Here is a 20,845-nt window from a genome sequence, read left to right as displayed (position 1 = left end):
AGGAGCAGTGATGAAAGAGATAGTGAAAAAACTACTAGTGTTAAGTTCCGTAATAGTTTGGGCCATCATAGCTGCGGCTTGTGCAAAACCCCCTAAAGCAGAATTAACCGTTTCTAAAAACCAAATCAAACAAGGTGAGTCTGTTTCTGTAAATTGGAAAACAGAAAATGCCAAAGAAATTTTATTAAATGGCAAAGCTGTTGCAAAAACTGGAACAGAGGTCTATACACCTAATGAAACAACCACTTATGAAATATTAGGTAAAAGTGGAAAAAAAGAAGCTAAAGATAGTAAAAGTGTACAAGTTGAAGTCTTACCTGCTGGCCCTACAATTACAATGTCGGCTGAACCGGGTGCAATTGGTGTTGGTGATCAAGCAACTCTTCGTTGGTCATCTCAACGTGCCGACCGCGTAGAAATTCCAGGTCTTGGATCTTTTGGCCCATCAGGAGAAACCAAAGTTTCCCCTGTTTCATCAACTACTTACACAGCAACGGCTAAAGGCCCTGGTGGGGATGCTTCTGCAAGTGCGCGTGTAACCGTAACTGATACTAAATCTGGCGGTGCTGAAACAGGAATTAAAAATCCAAATGCTGATGCTGATGCAGCCAGACGATTTAAAGATGGTGTTCGCTCTATCTTTTTTGATTTTGATAAATCTGATTTAACAGATGCAGCTAAAAACACATTGGATCGTAATTCCCAATTTTTAACACGTTCAGAAAATAGCACTATAGTTTTTCGTGTTGAAGGTAATTGTGATCCTCGTGGTTCAGAAGAATATAACTTAGCTCTTGGTGACAAACGCGCTAACGCAGCTAAAACTTACCTAATTGGTAAAGGTGTTGACCCTTCACGAATGGAAGTAATTAGCAATGGTAAGCGTTATGCTGCTGGTAGTTCTGAAGGTGATCCAAGTGTCATACCTTCTTGGGCATATGATAGAAGAGCAGAATTTATTTACTTACGTGGTGGTGGCACATTAAGACCTGTACCACCTGCACCACCTGTTGAAAATAAGTAGTTTTTTTGCTTTTGTTTAACTAGGGGAACTTGATTTGTTAAATCAAGTTCCTAACCACTTTTTATTAAGACAGTCCTAGAGACTGTTTCTTTTGTTTTTAAAGTTTTGGAGAAAATTTTATGCGTAAGCTTTTACCTATTGCCCTGCTTTTAATATTAACCCTTGCAGTTACAACAAAAAATTCTTTAGAAGCTAAAGATAAAGATGAACTAATACAGCTAAAAGCAGAATTAATAGTGCTGCAAAAACAAGTCCGTGATTTACAAGAATCTACAGATAAAAATACTGGTCAAGTTTCTGCTTTACTTACCCAAGTTGTAGATAATGTGTCACTTGCACGCCGTGATATTGGACAAACACGAGATATTGTAGACCGTAGCCTTAGTGATATTAATGCTACCGCTAGTGGTGGAACACAGCAAATTAACCAATTTGCTGAAAAAATTAATGCTGTCAATATCAGATTAGAACGTTTAGAAAAGCAAATCAAGAATGTAGAAAATATCTTTAGCCCAACTAGCATTATTAAAAATTGTGATGAAGGCGAGCAACAATATAAGCAAGCTTATGCCGACTATTTACGTGGTAACTATGCTTTAGCTATTGACCAGTTTCGTAACTATGTAACTTGTTTTTCTGGAACAGATGCAGCCGGACAAGCACAATATTTAATTGCTGATTCTTACTATAAACAAGTAGATTTTAAGGCGGCAATTCCTGAATTAGACAAACTAATTGTTGAGTATCCTGCTAACAATAAGCTTGCTACGGCTCGTTATAAAAGGGCAGATTGTTTGTTAAAAACAGACCGACGTAAAGAAGCAGAAGAAGAACTAAAATTAATTGTTCAAAATTACCCAAATAGCGCAGAAGCTCGCCAAGCTGAACAAGTTTTAGCATCACTTCCACCAGAAGAAAAACCTGTAGTAAAACCAACTAGACCAAGACGTTAATAGCTTTATTTTCAATAGCCTAGAAGTTATTTTCTAGGCTATTGTTTAACTTAATTTTTAGGAAAAATTTTCTGATGAAGAAATACTTTTACTTATTAGTAGTTTTGCTATTATTTCAAATATTTTTTTCTTGTCGCCAAGATCCAGCAACCCCAACAAATACAACAAATATCACTCCTAATTCTAGTATTTCTTTAATAACAGAAATAAAATCCCCTGCAAAAACAAATAGCCAATCTCCAGAGTTAACAAAAAGCTTTGACAGTAAAATATTAATAAATTGGGTACAAAAGCTTGAAAATAAAGAACATGCACTTTATTTTGCTACTTTAGAAAATAATTCTTGGTCAGAAGCTAATTTAGTAGCTAAAAGTAACAATTGGTTTGTAAATTGGGCTGATTTCCCTTCCGTTATAAAGCTTCCTGATAATTCACTTGCTGCCCATTGGCTAGCTAAAAGCGATCCTAGCACTTTTGCTTATGACATCAACATTGCACGCTCATTTGATGATGGCAAAACTTGGTCAAGCCCCATTTTACCCCATACAGACGGCACAAAGACCGAACATGGCTTTGTTTCGCTTTTTGCTTGGGAAAAGGATAAATTAGGAGCAATTTGGCTAGATGGTCGTAAAACCAAAGCTGGTAGCCATGTAGAAGAAAACCCAGAAAATGAAATGACTTTACGTTTTGCTGCAATTGATAAAGAAGGAAAACTTTCTGAAGAAACTTCTTTAGATGAGCGCGTTTGCGATTGTTGCCCAACTTCCGTTGCATTTACCTCTCAAGGAGCAATAGCAGTTTATAGGGATCGCTCCAAAGAAGAATTTAGGGATATTTCTTTGGTTCACTATCAAAATGGTAAATGGTTAGAGCCAAAAACACTTTATCCAGATAATTGGAAAATTAATGGTTGTCCTGTAAATGGCCCGGTTGTAGTAGCTAAAGAAAATGCTGTTGCTGTAGCTTGGTTTAGCGGTGCTGATGGAAAATCAAAAGTTAAATTAATTTTTTCTAACACTGCTGGAGAAACTTTTAATGCCCCAATAACAATTGCTGAGGGTGATGCAATTGGACGAGTTGATTTAGTAATACTAGATGACACTTCTGTTTTACTTACTTGGCTTTCTGGAACAGAAGAAAAAGGTAGTCTAAATATTGCTCGTGTTTGGCCTAATGGTAGACAAAGCCAAGTTTTAGAAGTAGCCCAAACGAGCATTTCAAGAAAAAGTGGTATTCCTAAACTAGCTCTTTTAGATAATAAGGCGATCATTGCTTGGACAGATCCAAATACTTCTACTATTCGCACAATAAGCTTAAATATAGATAACTTAAAGTAATGCTTTATTTAACTATGTAAAAGCATAAATTTATTTTTACTAGAAAATAGTTCTTGACACCTACATCAAGTTTTCGCTATTATTTCGCTATACTTATTTTTTTATTAAATTTTTTTATTTAAGTAAAAATCTATTTATTCACATATTTTATGAAAATATTTATATTTTCCAAAACTAAAATTTACTAATTATTGAAAAACTAAGGAGCTAATATGTCTTTTAACAAAATAATAGTTGTTGGAAATTTAGGTCGTGACCCTGAACTCAAATATACTCCACAAGGTCAACAAGTTTGTGAATTCTCTGTTGCAACTAGTGAAAAACGCAAGGATAACATTGGAGAAATGAAAGAAGAAACCACTTGGTTTAAGGTTACATTTTGGGGTAAACAAGCAGAAGTAGCTAGCCAATATTTATCTAAAGGAAAACAAGTTTATATAGAAGGTCGTCTTCGCGCCCGTGAATGGACAGACAAAGAAGGACGTACAAGAACTAGTTTAGAAATTTTTGGCACAGATCTTAGATTATTAGGAAATCGTAACGAAGATATGTCAGCTAGTGCAATGGCTGCACCTGCAAAAGCATCCCATTCTAGTAGTAACAAAGCTAGTAGTCATCAAGCACCTGACTATGATGATAATGTTTCAGAAGATGACATCCCCTTCCTTCTAAACGCATTTTTTATCAATAAATTTCTGACCTCTTTTCATTACTTAGGTAATTCTAAGAAGATTCTTAGGATTACCTGCATATCTATTTGAAGTTCTTTACAAAATTAATCAGAATTTTTTAAAGAAATAACTGTAACGGATTGACTTAAAAAATTAGCTACATAAAGCTTATCTCCTTTAGGAGATATTTTTATACCTCTTGGCTCCAAACCTATGTTTGAGATTTTCTGAATAATTTTGCTATTTGTTGTATTTACAATGGTTAAATCACCACTCATATTATTACTTATATAAGCTCTGCTACCTGTAGAGTTAAGAGCTATATCCCAGGAACCTTCCCCTATTTGAGAAATTTTAGACAAGATTTTGTTTGTTGAGGTATCAAGAATAGCTAACTCACCTGTGTTATTTAAGGTTATATAAAGACGATCACCCTTAGGTGAAAGTGCTAGTCTCATAGGCATAGCACCTAAAACAACTTTATTAATTACTTTATTAATAGTTAAATCAACTATAGATATATCTTGACTATCACTATTAGCAACGTAAACAAATTTTCCATCCAAACTTTTTACTATAGCTGATGAACCTTTACCAACATCACTTATAAACTCACTACTATTAACAGCTATTTGTAAACCACTATTTGGATCTTTAAATATAGAAAACAAAGGCATTTTAGAAGTAAGTTTATTTATTGCATACAAAACTGTGCCATCATTATTTATTACCCCTCCAACAATTCCCTTATTAATAATGCCTCCAGATGATTGCAACCCTGATTTAGGTAACTGACTTATATCTACCACAGCAATACTACCTGAAAAATTAGTAGCAAAGTTAAAGTTTTCAGCACCTATTTTAGTAAAAACAAGTGTGCTTGGTTCAGAGCCTTCCGAATGTTGCCCATTTGATAAAGATAAAAACTCACCTAAAGAACTATCATTAGCTGTGTCTATAAGATATAAAGGCCCAGCACTACTAACAAAAAGGTATCTTCCATCTGGAGAAAAAGCCAAGTTATCAGGGCCTAAACCTACATTTTTTATTTTTGTTATGATTCTAGGCCTTTTAGTTTTAGCTACAGCATTACCAGTTAAATTTAAGGTTAGACAAAACAATAAACAGAATACTAAAAAACAAATGGTCTTAGACATATATAAAACTTCTCCTCAATAAGTATACTTTGTACTTATCAAAGTAAAATCCATTAAATATTTAAAAATTCCCCAAGGGTTAAAAATTTTTTGAGTCTTTGTTTGTCTATTGGTTGAAGCGATTTGACAAAAATACCTTAACACAGCTAACTTTATAAAAATCTACAAGTTAAAATCAGTGCCTTTAGTGCCTTATCTGGAGACAAATCATGTTAAGTGTTGAATTTGTACGTAACAACTTAGAAACTGTTAAAAACTCTTTAGCTTCTCGTAATAGCAACCTTTCATTAGAACCATTTGAAGAATTAGATCAAACCCGCCGTGCTTCTATTACAGAACGTGATCAATTAAAAGCAAAATGTAATCGTTTAAGTGAAGAAATTGGTGCTTTAATGAAAGCCAAACAAAAGGAAGAAGCAGCACCAAAACAACAAGAAGTAGCTACAGCTAAAGTAAGGATTAAAGAATTAGAGCAAATTATTAGTGATAGCGAAATTAAGTTAGCAGAAATGCTACTAACCATTCCTAACCTTCCTCATGAATCTGTACCTATTGGCAAAGATGAAAGTGCTAATTTAGAAGTCAGACGTATAGGAAAAGCACGAGAATTTGATTTTCCTGTTAAAGATCACATTGATTTAGGAATTAATTTAGGAATTTTAGACCTAGAACGGGCTAGTAAAATTTCTGGAGCGCGTTTTTCTATTTTACGTGGCTTAGGAGCAAGACTAGAACGGGCATTAATTAATTTTATGCTTGATATTCATACCAAAGAACATGGCTATCAAGAAGTTCTACCACCTTTTATTGTTAACAGCGCGACATTGCAAGGCACTGGACAATTACCTAAGTTTGCAGATGATCTTTTTAAGTTAGAAAAAAGCGATTATTGGTTAATTCCTACAGCAGAAGTACCATTAACTAATATTTATCGAGATGAAATTTTAGAAGCTGAAAACTTGCCCATCAACTTAACAGCCTACACACCTTGTTTTCGTTCTGAAGCAGGTAGTTATGGGCGAGATGTTCGCGGTCTTATCCGCCAACATCAATTTGATAAAGTTGAGCTAGTAAAAATTTCACATCCTGACCAATCTTATCAGGACTTAGAAACATTAACAGCTAATGCTGAAACCATTTTACAAAGATTAGAACTTCCTTATAGAGTAGTCTTACTATCAAGTGGCGATATGGGATTTTCTTCTGCAAAAACCTATGATTTAGAAGTTTGGTTGCCTAGTCAAAATACTTACCGAGAAATTTCTTCTTGTTCTAATTGTGATGCTTTCCAAGCTAGACGCGCTCAAATTCGTTTTCGTCGCTCACCAGGAGCTAAACCAGAGCCAGTTCATACATTAAATGGCTCTGGTATTGCAGTTGGACGAACTTGGCTAGCAATTTTAGAAAACTATCAAGAAGCTGATGGAAGCATTACAATTCCTAAAGCTCTTCGTCCTTATTTAGATGGTTTAGAAAAAATTCAACCACAATAAATCAATTATTTAACTTTCCTGGAATTAACACCCAGGAAAGTTAACCTAAAACAAAATTATGACTCGTTATTTATCAGACTCATATAACCTTGAAGACATAAATGTTGCTTCTAGCTTTGATGAATTGTCTTTTTGGTCGGCTCAATTTGGTATATTACTATTTAATAATTTAACAATTGAGAGAAATATAAAAATTTTAGACTTAGCTTGTGGTAATGGATTCCCTCTTTTTGAGCTTGCACAAAGGTTTGGAAGTAGTTGTCAGGTTATTGGAGTAGATATTTGGACAGCAGGACTAGAACGAGCAAGGCAAAAACAAAATATTTTGCAATTGCCAAATATAACAATCTTAGAAGCTAATGCAGAAAATTTGCCTTTTTCAAGCGAAGAATTTAATTTAATTACTATAAATTTAGGAATTAATAATTTTTCCAATGTAAACAAAGTATTATCAGAATGTCACCGAGTCTTAAAACCAAATGGAAAAATTGCTTTAACAACTAATGTAATAGGCCATTTTCAAGAGTTTTACCATGTTTTTAGGGAAATATTAGAAAAATTTGGAGATTCCTCTTATTTAGAAAACCTAAAAACTAATGAAACTCATCGAGGTTCAAAAGAGTTATTTAGCCAACTACTTGAATCAACAGGGTTTATGATAAATAGCACTATTGAAGATAAGTTTATTATCAGATACAGTAACGCCAATGCTTTATTTAACCATTCTTTAGTTAAAGTAGGGTTTTTAGGTGGTTGGAAATCTATTGTTAAAGTTGAAGATAGAGAAGAAATATTTAGCCAATTAGAAAAAGAATTAGATAAAATAGTTATTAAATTTAATGAATTAAAAATGTCTGTACCAATGCTTTATTTAGAAGCACAAAAACTAGAAAAATAATAAACAATGAAAGTTACAGAAATTAGAAATAAATTACAAGCTTTAGCAAATAAAGAAGATGCTAAATTTGCACAAAAATTTTTTAAGACTGCACCTGGTCAATATGGGGCTGGAGATATTTTTCTTGGTATTCGAGTCCCACAGTTAAGGCAATTAGCTAAAGAATATAAAAGTATTGAGCTTGTAGAAATAGTAGAATTACTAAAATCAAACTTTCATGAAGAACGAGCATTAGCATTGTTTATTTTGGTATTAATTTTTCAAAAAGCTAATGAAATACTTCAAAAAGAAATCTATAACTTATACTTAAATAACACTAATTTTATCAATAATTGGGATTTAGTTGATGTTTCAGCTTCACATATTGTAGGAAAATTTCTAGCAAACAAAAATAAAGATATACTTTACCAGCTAGCTAAGTCAGATAGTCTTTGGGAGCGTAGAATTTCAATAATTGCCACACATTATTTTATTAAAAATAATGACTTTACCGACACATTAAAAATCTCTGAAATACTGCTTAAAGATAAAGAAGATTTAATCCATAAAGCTGTAGGTTGGATGTTACGTGAAGTAGGAAAGAAAAACTTAAAAGTTGAAGAAGATTTTTTAGCTATTCATTATAAAATTATGCCTAGAACGATGCTTCGTTATGCAATAGAAAAATTTCCTGAAAATATACGTTAACAATACTTAAAAAATCGTTTGTCTTAAAATCAAATATCTCTCTAAAAACTATCAAAATTATGAATAAAGAACAATTTTTAAATACTATTAAAGAATCTATTAAAAGCCAAGAACCTGGTTTATATTTAAGTGAATTAGAAGTAGATTCTTTGACAGAAATTAAACAATTAACCCACTTAAAAGAGTTATTTTTAAATGGTAAGTATTATTGGGATTGGAATAAAAAAACAGGCTATGAGAATAATTTAAGTATTTTCCCAAGTGAAATTGGACAGTTGACTAACCTTACCAAATTATCTATATCAGGATTTCCTATCAAAGAATTGCCAAGTGAAATTGGCAATTTAGTTAACCTTACAGAACTATATATTGATAATACTTCTATAAATACTTTACCAAATGAGATTAAAAATTTAGCTAATTTAGAAAAACTAGACATTTCATATTGTGAATATTTTACAAACTTTCCTGACTCATTATGTAAACTGTTTAATTTAGTTGATTTACAAGCACCTAGTAATGCACTAGAACAATTACCTTTAGAAATTGGAAATTTAACCAATTTAGTTTACTTAAACTTAAGCAATAATCATAAATTAGCTAAATTACCAGCAAGTATCAAAAAGCTAGTTAATTTAGAGCATGTAAATTTAAGTGACACTGGACTAACAAAATTAACTTTTAAGTCTAGCAAATGGCCTAAAATAGTAAATTTAGAAATTTCCAAGGCTAAAAGAAACATCCAGAAAAACAAGAATTTATAAAAATTTATTATGAATTTAACCGAGTTAGTATCTATTTATAAAGATGAAAGATTCCTTTTATTTGCTTTAGCAACTTGGGTGATAGGTGCAATAGGTTTTATTTTATTTGCTGCTCCACTAACTTACATTGCTTGGAAACAACCTAAATGGGCAGAAAAATACCGTATACAATCGCGCCAAGGTACAACAAAATTTATACTTCCATCTATAAAATACTCATTATTAAATAGTACATTAGCCTTGATTGGAGTAATTCTTACTTGGCCTTTGTTAAGATATTCGGCAATTCATATTGGAATAATACCTAAATGGTATATAGTAATAGGGCAAGTAATATTTTTTGTCTACTTAGATGATTTTATTTATTATTGGTTTCATCGGGCAATGCACTCAAAATATTTTTATCATTCTGTTCACTCTCTACATCATCGAATTATTGTTCCTTGGGCAATTTCCGCGCATTATATGCACCCAATAGAATTTTTAATCACAGTAAGTAATGTATTATTAGGGCCAATACTGCTAGGTTCTCACGTAGTAACAATTTGGATTTGGGTGTTATTTCGCCAATGGATAGCAGCAGAAGGTCATTGTGGATATGACTTTCCTTGGAATCCATCCAGGCTTTTTCCATTTTATGAAGGAAGTAGCTATCATGATTTTCATCATGCAAAATTCCAAGGAAATTATTCTGGTTTTACTGGTTATTTAGATAGGATTTTTGGGACTCGCTCACCAAGCTATCAAGAATATTTAGAAAAAAACTTAAAAAGGTAATTTTATGAAACGAGAAAACTTTTCTACTCAAACAAAATGGGAACCACTTGTTGGTTATTCCCGTGCTGTACGCTTTGGTAATCAAGTTTGGGTTTCTGGCACAACTGCAACTGATGAAAATGGTGAACTTGTTGGAATTGGTGATGCTTATTTACAAACAATCCAAACCTTAAAAAATATTGAAAAAGCCCTTAATCGTGCTGGTACAAGATTAAAAGATGTAGTACGAACACGCATTTATGTAACTAATATTGAAGCAGATTGGGAAAATGTTGGACGTGCGCATGGAGAGTTTTTTAGAGATATTCGCCCTGCTACATCAATGATTGAAATTAGCAAATTAATAATGTCTGAAATGCTTGTAGAAATTGAGGCTGAAGCTTTTATTAATAAAGATGAGTAAAACTTCTTAAAAATTTTTATGAACAATTACCAGTTTACCGTTAGTCCTTCAGAATTTCCTAGCCAAGGCTTAAAATGTCGCGCTGACTTATATTTACCTCTAGGAATAGAAAACCCTTCTATTGTAATAATGGCACATGGTTTTGGAGCAGAAAGAAACTTTGTTTTGCCAAACTTTGCTGAACATTTTGCTAAAAATGGACTAGCTGTTTATCTATTTGATTATCGCTGTTTTGGTGATAGTGATGGAATCCCTAGAAATTATGTTAATCCTTATCATCATCTACAAGACTGGCAAGCAGCTTTAACACATGTCAAAACATTAACTAATATTAACAATAAAAAAATTGCTCTTTGGGGAAGTTCTTATAGTGGTGGTCATGTGATAGTTACTGCTGCAAAAATCCCGATGTTAAAGCAATTGTTTCTCAAGTTCCTCATGTAAATTCATTAGCCACAGCAAAACTTTTAGGAATAAGTTATTTAATTAAAGCTACTTGGCATGGTTTACTGGATTTATTTTCTACCCTTCTAGGCCGTGATCCACATTATGTAAAAATATATAGTTCTCCATCAGAATTTGCAGTATTAAATACAATAGATTCTATAAAATATGGTGAAATTGTTTCCAAAAATTCTGCTTGGCAAAACCAGTGTCCAGCACGAATAATGTTAATTTTTGCCACTTATAACCCTATAAAATTTGCCAAAAAAGTTACTTGTCCTGCATTAGTAATGTCAGCAGAAAAAGACTCTCTTATCCCTGCTAGTGCTGTAGCAAAAACAGCAGGTAATATGCCCAACGCAACTTTAATTAAATATCCTTTTGGACATTTTGATATTTATCATGGGGAACATTTTCTGGATGCAGTTAATAAACAATGTAACTTTTTACTACAAAATCTAAACTAATATCTAAATATCTAAATATCTAAACAATCGAAAAAATCAGGTACAAGATTAATCCTGCACCTAATTTTTTAAATCAGTTTTTTGTAAGTACAACTGTATGTCTAGCTGTAGTGAATAATTATTACAAAAATTAATAATACAAAAGCATTATCAACCACAGTGGTATATTGTGCTATAGCTTCTACAACAAAAAGTTTTCTTACCTTCTAGTAAAAGTAACGCCAACAGAAATTTTACTATCAGGATTTCTAACAATAAGACGAACAGTGTCACCCTTCTTGATAAACTTATCAATAGCTAGATTAGAAGGATCACCCTTTTTATCATTAGTAGTAAAACGTGTAGCTTCTGTGTCAAACTCTAAAGGATAGCTTTCTGTATCGTTAATGATTAAAGTTGCTTTTGGTTTGATAAATGAACCGGCTGCATCTATAAAGAATAACTTTCCATCAAATCTTGGGCTTTTTATTATTGGTAAATCTGTATTTGCTGGCTGTGAACCTCCGCTCATTTGCCCGTTTCCAAAGAAGCTTGTTACACTATAGCTAAAGTTTCCTCCTTGTCCTGTTGATGGTGTATCTGTAAAGCTATTCATATTTCCTGGTATTGATCCAACCAAGTTTTCTGGCTTTATTATCTCTTCTGGGCTTAACATTCTTCCATCTGTTGGTTGTAATGTTCTATAGATATTATACCCTACTAACATTGGAGTGTCTGCTTGTGGCTTTATTTGCCTATCATCACTTCTATCTGCTTTCCTACTTTGTACTATACCTTTTCTATTAAACATTACCCCTACAGATGTATTTCCATCTGTATTTTTAACTATTAGTTTAACTATCGCTGTTTTTGTTATTATTCTCTTTATTGTTAAACTTCTTCCATTACTTCTTTGTTTTTTAGGTACTGTAAAGCGTGTTGCCTCATTATCAAATTGCAGTACAAATGTGTCAGTATCATTTATTATTAACATTGCTCCTGGTTTTATAAATGAGCCTGCTGCCTCTAAAAATACCGTTCCTGTTGTAAATATTGGGTTTTTAATTACTGGTAAGTTTGTCCCCATTGGTTGAGAGCCTCCGCTCATTTGTCCATTTCCAAAGAAACTTGTTACGCTGTAACTAAAATTATTACTTTCTCCTGTTGTACCATATCCATAAATCCTGTTGCATCTGCTGGCAATGTTGCTACTAAATTTTCAGGATCTACTATTAAATCTACATTTGGCATTGTTCCATCTTCTGGTTGTGGTACTCTATAAACATTAAATCCTGCTAATACTAAATCCCCTTCTGCTTTTGGCATTATTCCACGCTTTATATTTGCTATTTGACCTATTCCATTTGTTGTTAACTCTCCTGCTTTTACCCTCACATTTTGAGGTGGTAAAAGTTGATTAACTGGTGGTGGGTCAAATGTAACATTTACAAGCAATACTGGGTCTGGTGGTCTTGTTATTGTCCCATCTTTAATCTCTGTTGCATCTGCTGTTACATTCATTGGTGGAGCTATTACTCCATCTGGAACTGGGGTAAATCTTACTATTGTTTGTAGCACTGGGGTTGGTGTACTTGGTCGTTGTACGCTAAATTGTCCACTTCCTACATTTACTATATTTCCTGCTCTATCTCTTGCTCTCTAATCATTATTCTTACTGTAGAAGAGCTTAAGTCACCCGGTATATTCCAGATTACTTCTCTAAAAGTGTTATCCAACCTTCCAATATCTCCACTACTTGCACCAGTTGCATTTGGGTTAATAGATTTAGAAGTACTGCTAGTTGTTGCAATAAAAGATACAGTAAAATCACTTAGTGCATCATTATCTTCTGCATCATAGCGGATTCTTAATTGTCCTCCTGCTCTAAGTAATTCTCCTCCCATAGGAGCCGTAAACTTAACACTAGGGGCAATCATATCTATGCTACGTGCTGTAACTGGAATTCGTGTTATACCTGCATTACTACTAATAGTTATATTTCCAGTAACATCACCTAAACTACCAGGCTTAGGGCTAAATTGAACTTCAAAGCTAGTAGATTCATTAGCAGTAAGTCTAGTAGTACGAGGAGGAGTAAGTAGAGTAATATCATTACCGCTAATATCAGGGTTATTAAAGGTTAAATCTTGACCTCCAACATTACGAATAGTAATAGTACGTGTAGCCATTTCACCAATATTAACAGAGTCAAACTCAACTCTATTAACAGTTTGCAAGACAGCAGGAGGAACAGGAGGAGTAGACTCAATAATGGTAAGACTAGCAGTACCACCGCTAATAATGGCACCATTAGTAGCTTCAGAGAGACGAAGATTAACAATTTTATCTTGGCCCGGCTGACGATCATTAAAGATAGGAATATTAAAGGATTGGCTAACTGAACCAGGAGCAAAGGTTAAAGTGCCGCTAGTTTCCATATAATTAGAACCAGCACGAGCATTAGCACCAGCAGAGGTAGAAAAATTAACAGAAGCAGAAATATTGCCGCCATCCAAGCGGTTGACATTAATGGTGACAGCACCTCCAGTTTCATTCACTGAGTATGCAGTTTGAGAAAAAGCAAATCTTCCCGGACGTGGTGCATCTTTTTCTATAACATTTAAGGTAGCTGTAGTTAAATTTAGCTCTGCTCCTCCTGTAGGATTACCAAGAGAAAGCAGAATAGTTTTATTACTTTCTGAAACATTATCTGGAAGTGTTTGTACAGTAAAAGTCTTAGGTGACATATCACCATTGCCAAAAGTTATTGTTCCAGCAGAATTTACATAATCAACTCCTGACCTAGCTGTTCCATTTACAGTAGAGTAATTTACTGATACTGTTCCTACTCCTCCATTTGTTCTTACTACTGTTATTGTTGCTATACTTCCTTCTGTTACTGTAAAACTATTTACTGAAAATCCTATTCTTCCGGCTCCAGTATTAGCACCAACTGTTAAGGTATAAGTACGCCTACCAGTACATTGATTATTATCAATAGCTTGAACTGTAAAAGTAAAAGTTCCTTGACTAGTAGCTATACCTGAAATAAGACCGGTACGGCTCAAGGATAAGCCTATTGGAAGATTTCCTGAAACTAATGAAAAAGCATAACTTCCTGTTGGCGTTGCAGTTAATTGTTGTGAATAATTAATATTAAATGTTAAGTTTGGCAAAGCAGCAGGTAAAATACTAATAGATGGACAACCTGTTTGAAGTGCAAGCGTTATATTAGCTCCTCCAGTATTAGCTGTAACAAAATCTACACAACCATCAAAATTAAAATCCGCCGCAAAAACTTCTAACGGCCCTGTTCCTACAGAAACAGAACTTGTTAAAGTAAAATTACCAAGTCCATCCCCTAGTAAAATCGTAACTGTTGAAGTTAATTGATTAGGAACTAATAGATCAAGTTTTCCATCATTATTTATATCTGTTAAAACTGATTCACCTGGACTTGAACCAGCAGGAAAGTCAATTGTAGGAGCAAAACTCCCCAAACCATTTCCTAAGAGTACAGAAACAGTGCCAGAAAAATTTGCTGTAATTGCGTCTACATTACCATCACTATTTATATCTCTTAATATGACATGTCCTGGTGTTGTTCCAACAGCAAAACTAGCAGCACGACCAAAACTTCCTTTTCCATCAGCTAAAAAAACTGAAATACTAGCGGAATTTTCATTTGAAGCAACTAGGTCTAAATTTCCGTCTTTATTAAGATCATTGATAGCTACAAAGTTAGGGTTATTTTGTGTAGGAAGTGTCAAAGGAGAAGCAAATGACCCCATTGAGTTATTAATTAATACAGAAATTGTATTATCAAATATATTTGGTACTACTAAATCTAAATTTCCATCTTTATTTAAGTCTGCACTAGAAATTTCACGAGGGCCAGCACCAGAAAAAAATGATGTAGATGCCCCAAAACTTCCTGTTCCATCACCAAACAAAACAGCTACATTATTGGAAAACCTAGCAGCAACAGCCACATCCAAATTGCCATCTTTATTAAAATCTCCTGCTGTAACACCATTAACAGCACTTCCAGCGACAGGAAAGCTTGTGGCTGGGCCAAACCCTGTGCTAGTACCAAGCAAAATAGAGATAGAATTAACAACATTAGAAGAATCAGAATTAGCTACAACAATATCTAAATTTCCATCTTTGTTAAAATCTGCTAGTTCTCCAAAAAATGGTGATACACCTGCTGGAAAATTGGTTGTTGTAAATTGTAGTGCTGCAACGACAACGCTAGTTATATTACTTAAAAGAGAAAGATTATTAGAATTTTGATTAGAAACTATTAAGTCTACTTTTCCATCTTTATTAATATCATCTGTAATAATAGAATTTGGAGTTGTTCCAACTGAAAAATTCACAGCAGCGGCAAAAGTACCATTTCCATTACCTGCAAAAACCGACACTGTGTTTGGAATAGAATTTGTTATAGCTAAATCCTGTTTTCCATCTAAATTTAAGTCTGCGATAGCTACCTGAGTTGGGTTTGCTCCTGTTGTAATGTTAGTAACTGTAAAATTTCCTGTCCCATCACCTATTAAGATTGAACTACTAGCATTAGTTAAATTAGCTGTTACAAGATCCGTTTTTCCATCCTGATTTAAGTCACCTACTGTAACAGTAGCAGAATCTAAACCTGTTAAAGTATTAAGGGCTGGGCCAATTAGTCCCCCTGTTCCATTACCAAGAAGAGCCGAAACACTCCCTGCACGGCTTGAAGTAACAATATCTAATTTTAAGTCGTTGTTAACATCTGCAAAAATTACAAAATTAGGTTGGGCTAAAGGAGTAAAAATAGTTGGTGTTAAAGAAAAGCTTCCTAACCCATTTCCCATAAAAACGCTTACCGAACCAGCAATAGTTGCTACAACTAAATCTCTATTTCCATCTAGGTTAAAATCAGCAGAATCAATAGAAATACCTGCTGCGTTTGTGGCTATATTTGTTGGCCCAGTAAAAACACCTGGAACAGATGGGCTACCTTGAAAAAAAGAAACAAATGTAGAATTACGATTTACTACAACTAAATCTTCTAAACCATCACTGTTAAAATCTCCTATCGTAACTTGTCTAGGGCTTGCACCTGTAGGTAAATTAGTAGGTGTATTAAAAGTACCTGAGCTATTGCCAATAAAGATGGAAATGTTGTTAGCATTAAAGTTAGGTGTAACTAAATCTGTTATACCATCATTATTAAAATCTCCTTTTGATACAGAAAATGGATTTGTTCCAATACTAATATTAGTAGGTGGCCCAAAGTTTGGATTGTTAGAAGAACTAGTAGCTAAAGGTTGAATATCTATATTTTGGTGATTTAGTCGATTAGCTGAAATTTTTTGGATTGATATTATAAAAAAAATCAAAAAAATCACTAAAAAATACTTTTTATTTGTTTCTAAGATCACAGCTTTCCCCTATATTTTATTAGTATTATTAAAAATACGTGCGATATTTACATAATGTAACTATATATAAACATTACCAGTTACATTATATAATAACAAAAACAACAAAAATAACAGAAATTTCGCTTTTATCAACCAAAGGCTGATAAATAAAAGCAAAAAATATAAACCAAAGTATTGATTAAATAACGTTTTTCAGCAAGTTGTTGAACTTTAGGCATGCTTTTAAGAGTTAGGCATTATATTAATATTTTTTAGGTAAAAACCAATAAAATGGCTTGTTTTTAAACACGTTTTCGTATACCTTAAAAGGTAATTTATGCAATTATTTTTCTTTATTTTAAGTATGTTAATTTTTCGATAATGTATAGTTATAATAAAATGCTTTAAGGAGGTTAATAGTATTAAGTAATTGCAATACTATTAAAAAGTTCTATGAAAAACACCTATAAAACCACTACAATTATATTAATTTTCACTTTAATAATTGGTATATTTTTTATCACTACCTCAACTGAAGCACAGCAAGAAAACCCTACCAAGTACACTACGGATCTTTACTTACTAAATAAAGAAAATAAAAATTTTTCAGCTAAAGAGTTAGAAGCAAATACTGAGTTTGATATGATGGCATCAACCATTGAGCCAGAACCCTTAGCTGAATGTTTAACTGTCAAAGGTGTATTAGGTGAAGGTAGTCGTTCAGTCCCTTTTAGTTCTGGTGCGCAAAAAAATCGCATTTTTCGTGATGGAATTCCAACAAATTGTGGTAGAGGTAAGGTCTTTCCTGGCACATTGCCTGGCAGTTTTAAGTATGACTCTTATCGTTTTGAAAATAGTGCTAGTGAAGATCGTTGTGTAACAGTAAGACTAAATCGCGGTTCTTGTAGAAGTGCTAGCATTTTTGCTACTGCTTATGTAGGTTGCTTCAATCCTAATAATATTGCTCAAAATTATGTAGCTGATTCTGGTACAAGTTCAACCAATCAAACCTTTTCTTTTAATATTCCTGCAAAATCTAAGTTTGTAGTAGTAGTTTCTAGTATTATTACTGGTGACACTTCTTGTAATGATTACAGCTTTAGTATGGCAGGAATGGAAGATTGTGGTAATCCTGACCTTAATTTAGCTTGTACTAAGGGGCCATCACTTGAACATAATGCAATATTTTTTACTGATACAGCTAATAATAGAATTCAAAAATCGACTGATGAAGGGCTAACTTGGGCAACTGTAGGAGCAGGAGAAGGAGATGCAGCAGGGCATTTTAATGGCCCCCGTGGTATTGCTACTAGTGCTAATGGTCAAGTAATCTTTGTTGCTGATACAGGCAATCATCGGGTTCAACGTACTATAGATGGCGGACAAACTTGGGTAGTAATGGCTGGTACAGGTACTTTATCAACTCAACTTAGAAGCCCACAAGCATTAGCTTATGACGAAAACCAAGATATTCTTTATATTGCTGATACTGGCAATAGTCGAATTCTTAAAATGACGGATGCTACAACAAAACCTATCTTGTCTGTTTTTGCTGGTTCTACTTCAGGTCGAGCATTAGGGCAATTTTTAAGACCTAGTGGTATTGCAGTTGATTCTATTGGCCGAGTTTATGTTGCTGATACTGGTAATAATCGTATTCAGCTTTCTACTACAGGAATGGCCGGCGGTTGGGTACTTTTTGCTGGTGCTTCTTCTGGATCTAGTTTAGGTAAAGTAGATGCACCTGTAGGAATTTTTATTGACTCCTTAAATCGGGTTTATATTGCTGACACTGGCAATAATCGGGTTCAAATTAACAAAGATGGTAGTTTAAATGGTTGGTCACTTTTTATGGGAGAAGGTACAGTACTTGGAACAGTTAATGCACCTGAAGGTATTGTGCTTTCTGATATTGGCAACGTTTTTGTTAGCGACACGCTAAATAACAGAATCCAAAGAAGATCTATACTAGGCGGTACTACGCTAGAAGTTGTTTCTCCAGGATTTGACGTAGGCGAATCAAATTCCCCTACTAGTGTTAGATAAGATTTAGATAAACTAAAAGTTTGCTTAAAAAAAAAAAGAGGCTCTTCCAAAGCCTCTTTTTTATTTTTAGATTGATGGTTTATTATTTGATAACTATTCTATGGGTTAGTCTACAAAAAATAATATTTTTATGCGACGCAAGTTCTATCTATCTTTATTAACAATAATATTTTTGTTATGTTGTTCTGCATCACCAGCATTAGCAGCAGGTGGAGCGGGACAAAGACCTATTCAGGAAGTATTGTTATTGTTAGGAATCGTTGCTGTTGCTTATTTAGTTAGTCATTTATTGGTAAATCAAGTAGCAAAAAGATTTGGTTTTATTAGTGGAGTAGAATTTATTTTACTTGGGGCAATTATTGGCCCTGGGCTAGGACTATTAAACCCTGAAATAGTAGAGCGTTTTAGGCTTGCTATATTTTTAGCAACAGGCTCGCTTGGATTATTGGTTGGTTTAGAAATAGATTTTAAGAATTTATTAAAAAATTTAGATTTATTAAAAACTGCTCTACTAATTTCAATTACAACTTTATCAATAGTAGTTGGACTACCAACTTTAATTATTTATCAATTAAAACTAGATATTCCTTTATGGATGCCAATAATTCTTTGTGCTGGTGCAAATTCTCTAGTTATTGATGCTAGTGGGCTAGATGCAATGAGTTCTTTTCTTAAAGCTAAGGGAACGGCTTCAGATCTAGCAATAAAAATTACTCAGTTAAATTCTTCGTTATCAATAATTTGTTTTGGTCTTATATTTTGTTTTTATAACCCTGGGACTAGTCAAACAACAGCTAATTTTACCTTTGGTCACTGGTTATTAATTCACTTATCATTAGGCTTAATACTTGGTCTAATATTTAGCACATTTTTACGTAAAGATTTTAAGGATGAAAAACTTTTAACTATAGTTTTAGGGGTAGTAGTTTTTTCTAGCGGACTAGCATCATATTTAAGGTTATCTCCAATATTTGTTAATTTTATTCTAGGAGTAACTCTTATAAATACTTGTCGTAATGGAAACCAAGTTGAAATGATGTTGGCTTCATTGCAAAGACCTTTTTATATAATGTTATTCTTTTTTGCTGGGCTTAGTTGGGTATTTATTGCTCCTTGGTGGGCATATCTTTTATTTATTCCTTTTTTATTATTAAGACGTTTGGGTCACACTTTAGGAGTTTTCCTAGCCTTACATAATTCTCCATTATCTGGACGCTTACCAGGACTAGAAAGAGCAATGTTGTCTATGGGCGGTTTAAGTATTGCCATGACACTAAATTTTGCTGCATTGTATAAGACACTAACTTTAACTCCTTTAATATATTCAACATTACTAATTAGCATTATTTTAAGTGAAGTTTTTGCCCCAGCCAAAATGCGTGCTTGGTTAATTGATGCGGCTGATATTCCAACAAAACGCGACTAGTAATATAACTTAGGACTATTAAAAAGATGTGGCAAGTAATTACTATATTAATAATGTTTGGATTAATGTTAGGCTTACGTTTGCTTGGCATTAGTTCTTTTACTGGTGAGTTTCGACCAGAAACATTAGTAGTAACAGGTTTTATTATTGTTACTGCCTTTACTATGGGAGAATTATTAAAGCGTATAGGCTTGCCTTCTCTATTAGGTTATATTGTTACAGGTATAATTTTTGGGCCAAACTTTGCTTCTCTTATATTTAATTCTTCCAATAAAGCCCTTTTTAGTCAGGATGTAACAAATGATTTAGCTTTAATTAGTGTGTTAACTGTTGGAATTATTGGTACTATGGGCGGTGGTGAATTAAAAATCTCTGAACTAAAAACTAATCTACGTACTATTATTGCAATTGTTATTATATTAGTTCCATCCATACTTATATTAGTAACAGGTCTTATATTAGGACTTTCTTATCTAGCTCCAAATATAATTGTTTTTCTTAAAAATGAGCCTTTAACAAGTAGAATAGCTGCTGCTTTATTATTTAGTATTTTCACTATTGGCATGAGTCCTTCTGTTACTCTAGCAGTAATTCAAGATTTACGTGCAAAAGGGCTTTTTACTTCTTTAGTATTAGGTATTGTTGTTGTAGCAGATTTAGCTTTAGTAGCATTATTTTTAGTTGGTATGGCTTTATCAAAACTAATGATAAGACCTGAAGGCATTGATTTAGCAGCCTTTTTAGCAGCTTTGCCAGCTATCCTAGCAGAATTTGGCTGGTCATTAGTCTTAGGTGTAATTATAGGTATCGTCTTTATTCTTTACCTTCGTTTTATTAACAGAGAAAAACTTCTTTTACTATTCTAATTATATTTGCTGGTTCTTATGCCTCTTCACTTTTACACGCTG

General features: G+C 33.4%; 19 protein-coding genes. 15 read left to right on the top strand and 4 right to left on the bottom strand.

From position 1 onward, the window contains the following. The first annotated feature begins 10 nt into the window (after nt 1–10). The 4 genes from IPK14_14480 to IPK14_14465 all read left to right on the top strand — a co-directional run bounded on the left by IPK14_14480 (nt 11) and on the right by IPK14_14465 (nt 4,078). Complete coding sequence (locus IPK14_14480; protein MBK7994536.1) at nt 11–1,024, top strand: OmpA family protein; 1,014 nt, start codon at nt 11–13, stop codon at nt 1,022–1,024. A gap of 119 nt (nt 1,025–1,143) precedes the next feature. Next, nucleotides 1,144–1,977 (top strand): outer membrane protein assembly factor BamD, encoded by an 834-nt coding sequence (gene bamD / locus IPK14_14475; protein MBK7994535.1) that lies wholly within the window; start codon nt 1,144–1,146, stop codon nt 1,975–1,977. Nucleotides 1,978–2,051: 74 nt separating this feature from the next. Further along, nucleotides 2,052–3,317, top strand: a complete 1,266-nt coding sequence (locus IPK14_14470) for an exo-alpha-sialidase (GenBank protein MBK7994534.1) — start codon at nt 2,052–2,054, stop codon at nt 3,315–3,317. Nucleotides 3,318–3,529: 212 nt separating this feature from the next. After that, entirely contained in the window at nt 3,530–4,078 is a 549-nt protein-coding gene (locus tag IPK14_14465) for a single-stranded DNA-binding protein (protein ID MBK7994533.1), read from the top strand. A gap of 14 nt (nt 4,079–4,092) precedes the next feature. Here the strand turns inward: IPK14_14465 and IPK14_14460 are convergent, their stop codons facing one another. Then, nucleotides 4,093–5,145: a beta-propeller fold lactonase family protein gene (locus IPK14_14460; protein MBK7994532.1), complete on the bottom strand. Its 1,053-nt coding sequence runs from the start codon at nt 5,143–5,145 to the stop codon at nt 4,093–4,095. A gap of 209 nt (nt 5,146–5,354) precedes the next feature. Here IPK14_14460 and serS point away from each other — a divergent pair, with 209 nt between their 5' ends. From serS to IPK14_14420, 8 genes are all read left to right on the top strand, one after another. Further along, nucleotides 5,355–6,638, top strand: a complete 1,284-nt coding sequence (serS, locus tag IPK14_14455) for a serine--tRNA ligase (GenBank protein MBK7994531.1) — start codon at nt 5,355–5,357, stop codon at nt 6,636–6,638. A 58-nt stretch (nt 6,639–6,696) separates the two neighbouring features. Next, complete coding sequence (locus IPK14_14450; protein MBK7994530.1) at nt 6,697–7,536, top strand: methyltransferase domain-containing protein; 840 nt, start codon at nt 6,697–6,699, stop codon at nt 7,534–7,536. A 6-nt stretch (nt 7,537–7,542) separates the two neighbouring features. Continuing rightward, nucleotides 7,543–8,223, top strand: coding sequence for a DNA alkylation repair protein (locus tag IPK14_14445; GenBank protein ID MBK7994529.1), 681 nt, complete (start codon nt 7,543–7,545; stop codon nt 8,221–8,223). Nucleotides 8,224–8,282: 59 nt separating this feature from the next. Then, nucleotides 8,283–8,987, top strand: coding sequence for a hypothetical protein (locus tag IPK14_14440; protein ID MBK7994528.1), 705 nt, complete (start codon nt 8,283–8,285; stop codon nt 8,985–8,987). A gap of 9 nt (nt 8,988–8,996) precedes the next feature. Continuing rightward, complete coding sequence (locus tag IPK14_14435; protein ID MBK7994527.1) at nt 8,997–9,764, top strand: sterol desaturase family protein; 768 nt, start codon at nt 8,997–8,999, stop codon at nt 9,762–9,764. A 4-nt stretch (nt 9,765–9,768) separates the two neighbouring features. Then, a complete protein-coding gene (locus IPK14_14430; GenBank protein ID MBK7994526.1) occupies nt 9,769–10,167 on the top strand; it encodes a RidA family protein in 399 nt (132 codons plus the stop codon). An 18-nt stretch (nt 10,168–10,185) separates the two neighbouring features. Continuing rightward, on the top strand, nt 10,186–10,611 hold the full coding sequence (locus tag IPK14_14425; protein MBK7994525.1) for an alpha/beta fold hydrolase: 426 nt from the start codon (nt 10,186–10,188) through the stop codon (nt 10,609–10,611). Nucleotides 10,612–10,835: 224 nt separating this feature from the next. After that, nucleotides 10,836–11,078, top strand: a complete 243-nt coding sequence (locus tag IPK14_14420; GenBank protein ID MBK7994524.1) for a hypothetical protein — start codon at nt 10,836–10,838, stop codon at nt 11,076–11,078. Between the two features lie 199 nt (nt 11,079–11,277). On the opposite strand, the gene IPK14_14415 is transcribed toward IPK14_14420, so the two are convergent. From IPK14_14415 to IPK14_14405, 3 genes are read right to left on the bottom strand one after another with little or no spacing between them, the layout of a single operon-like run. Further along, on the bottom strand, nt 11,278–12,165 hold the full coding sequence (locus IPK14_14415; protein MBK7994523.1) for a hypothetical protein: 888 nt from the start codon (nt 12,163–12,165) through the stop codon (nt 11,278–11,280). 23 nt (nt 12,166–12,188) lie between these two features. Then, on the bottom strand, nt 12,189–12,635 hold the full coding sequence (locus IPK14_14410) for a hypothetical protein (protein MBK7994522.1): 447 nt from the start codon (nt 12,633–12,635) through the stop codon (nt 12,189–12,191). Nucleotides 12,636–12,688: 53 nt separating this feature from the next. Continuing rightward, nucleotides 12,689–16,441 (bottom strand): VCBS repeat-containing protein, encoded by a 3,753-nt coding sequence (locus tag IPK14_14405; protein MBK7994521.1) that lies wholly within the window; start codon nt 16,439–16,441, stop codon nt 12,689–12,691. Nucleotides 16,442–16,918: 477 nt separating this feature from the next. Between IPK14_14405 and IPK14_14400 the strand changes: the two genes are divergently transcribed. The 3 genes from IPK14_14400 (at nt 16,919) to IPK14_14390 (ending at nt 20,803) form a co-directional block, all read left to right on the top strand. Next, nucleotides 16,919–18,511 carry an NHL repeat-containing protein gene (locus IPK14_14400; protein ID MBK7994520.1) on the top strand — a complete coding sequence of 531 codons (1,593 nt, stop codon included), beginning with the start codon at nt 16,919–16,921 and terminating at the stop codon, nt 18,509–18,511. Nucleotides 18,512–18,683: 172 nt separating this feature from the next. After that, nucleotides 18,684–19,937, top strand: a complete 1,254-nt coding sequence (locus IPK14_14395; protein ID MBK7994519.1) for a cation:proton antiporter — start codon at nt 18,684–18,686, stop codon at nt 19,935–19,937. 26 nt (nt 19,938–19,963) lie between these two features. Next, on the top strand, nt 19,964–20,803 hold the full coding sequence (locus tag IPK14_14390) for a cation:proton antiporter (protein ID MBK7994518.1): 840 nt from the start codon (nt 19,964–19,966) through the stop codon (nt 20,801–20,803). Nucleotides 20,804–20,845 lie beyond the last annotated feature (42 nt).

The organism is Blastocatellia bacterium (genome assembly GCA_016713405.1).
Classification (GTDB): Bacteria; Acidobacteriota; Blastocatellia; order Chloracidobacteriales; family JADJPF01; genus JADJPF01.
The sequence above is the reverse complement of the archived record's forward strand: the minus strand, read 5'-3'. Positions and strand labels throughout refer to the sequence as shown.

Bases quoted from the DNA above. Each gene is read 5' to 3' on its own strand.
- IPK14_14470 (MBK7994534.1), top strand. From the start codon at position 2,052: ATGAAGAAATACTTTTACTTATTAGTAGTTTTGCTATTATTTCAAATA.
- IPK14_14435 (MBK7994527.1), top strand. From the start codon at position 8,997: ATGAATTTAACCGAGTTAGTATCTATTTATAAAGATGAAAGATTCCTT.
- bamD (MBK7994535.1), top strand. From the start codon at position 1,144: ATGCGTAAGCTTTTACCTATTGCCCTGCTTTTAATATTAACCCTTGCA.
- IPK14_14440 (MBK7994528.1), top strand. From the start codon at position 8,283: ATGAATAAAGAACAATTTTTAAATACTATTAAAGAATCTATTAAAAGC.
- serS (MBK7994531.1), top strand. From the start codon at position 5,355: ATGTTAAGTGTTGAATTTGTACGTAACAACTTAGAAACTGTTAAAAAC.
- IPK14_14480 (MBK7994536.1), top strand. From the start codon at position 11: ATGAAAGAGATAGTGAAAAAACTACTAGTGTTAAGTTCCGTAATAGTT.
- IPK14_14415 (MBK7994523.1), bottom strand. From the start codon at position 12,165: ATGAGCGGAGGCTCTCAACCAATGGGGACAAACTTACCAGTAATTAAA.
- IPK14_14425 (MBK7994525.1), top strand. From the start codon at position 10,186: ATGAACAATTACCAGTTTACCGTTAGTCCTTCAGAATTTCCTAGCCAA.
- IPK14_14450 (MBK7994530.1), top strand. From the start codon at position 6,697: ATGACTCGTTATTTATCAGACTCATATAACCTTGAAGACATAAATGTT.
- IPK14_14465 (MBK7994533.1), top strand. From the start codon at position 3,530: ATGTCTTTTAACAAAATAATAGTTGTTGGAAATTTAGGTCGTGACCCT.
- IPK14_14390 (MBK7994518.1), top strand. From the start codon at position 19,964: ATGTGGCAAGTAATTACTATATTAATAATGTTTGGATTAATGTTAGGC.
- IPK14_14400 (MBK7994520.1), top strand. From the start codon at position 16,919: ATGAAAAACACCTATAAAACCACTACAATTATATTAATTTTCACTTTA.
- IPK14_14430 (MBK7994526.1), top strand. From the start codon at position 9,769: ATGAAACGAGAAAACTTTTCTACTCAAACAAAATGGGAACCACTTGTT.
- IPK14_14420 (MBK7994524.1), top strand. From the start codon at position 10,836: ATGTTAATTTTTGCCACTTATAACCCTATAAAATTTGCCAAAAAAGTT.
- IPK14_14445 (MBK7994529.1), top strand. From the start codon at position 7,543: ATGAAAGTTACAGAAATTAGAAATAAATTACAAGCTTTAGCAAATAAA.
- IPK14_14460 (MBK7994532.1), bottom strand. From the start codon at position 5,145: ATGTCTAAGACCATTTGTTTTTTAGTATTCTGTTTATTGTTTTGTCTA.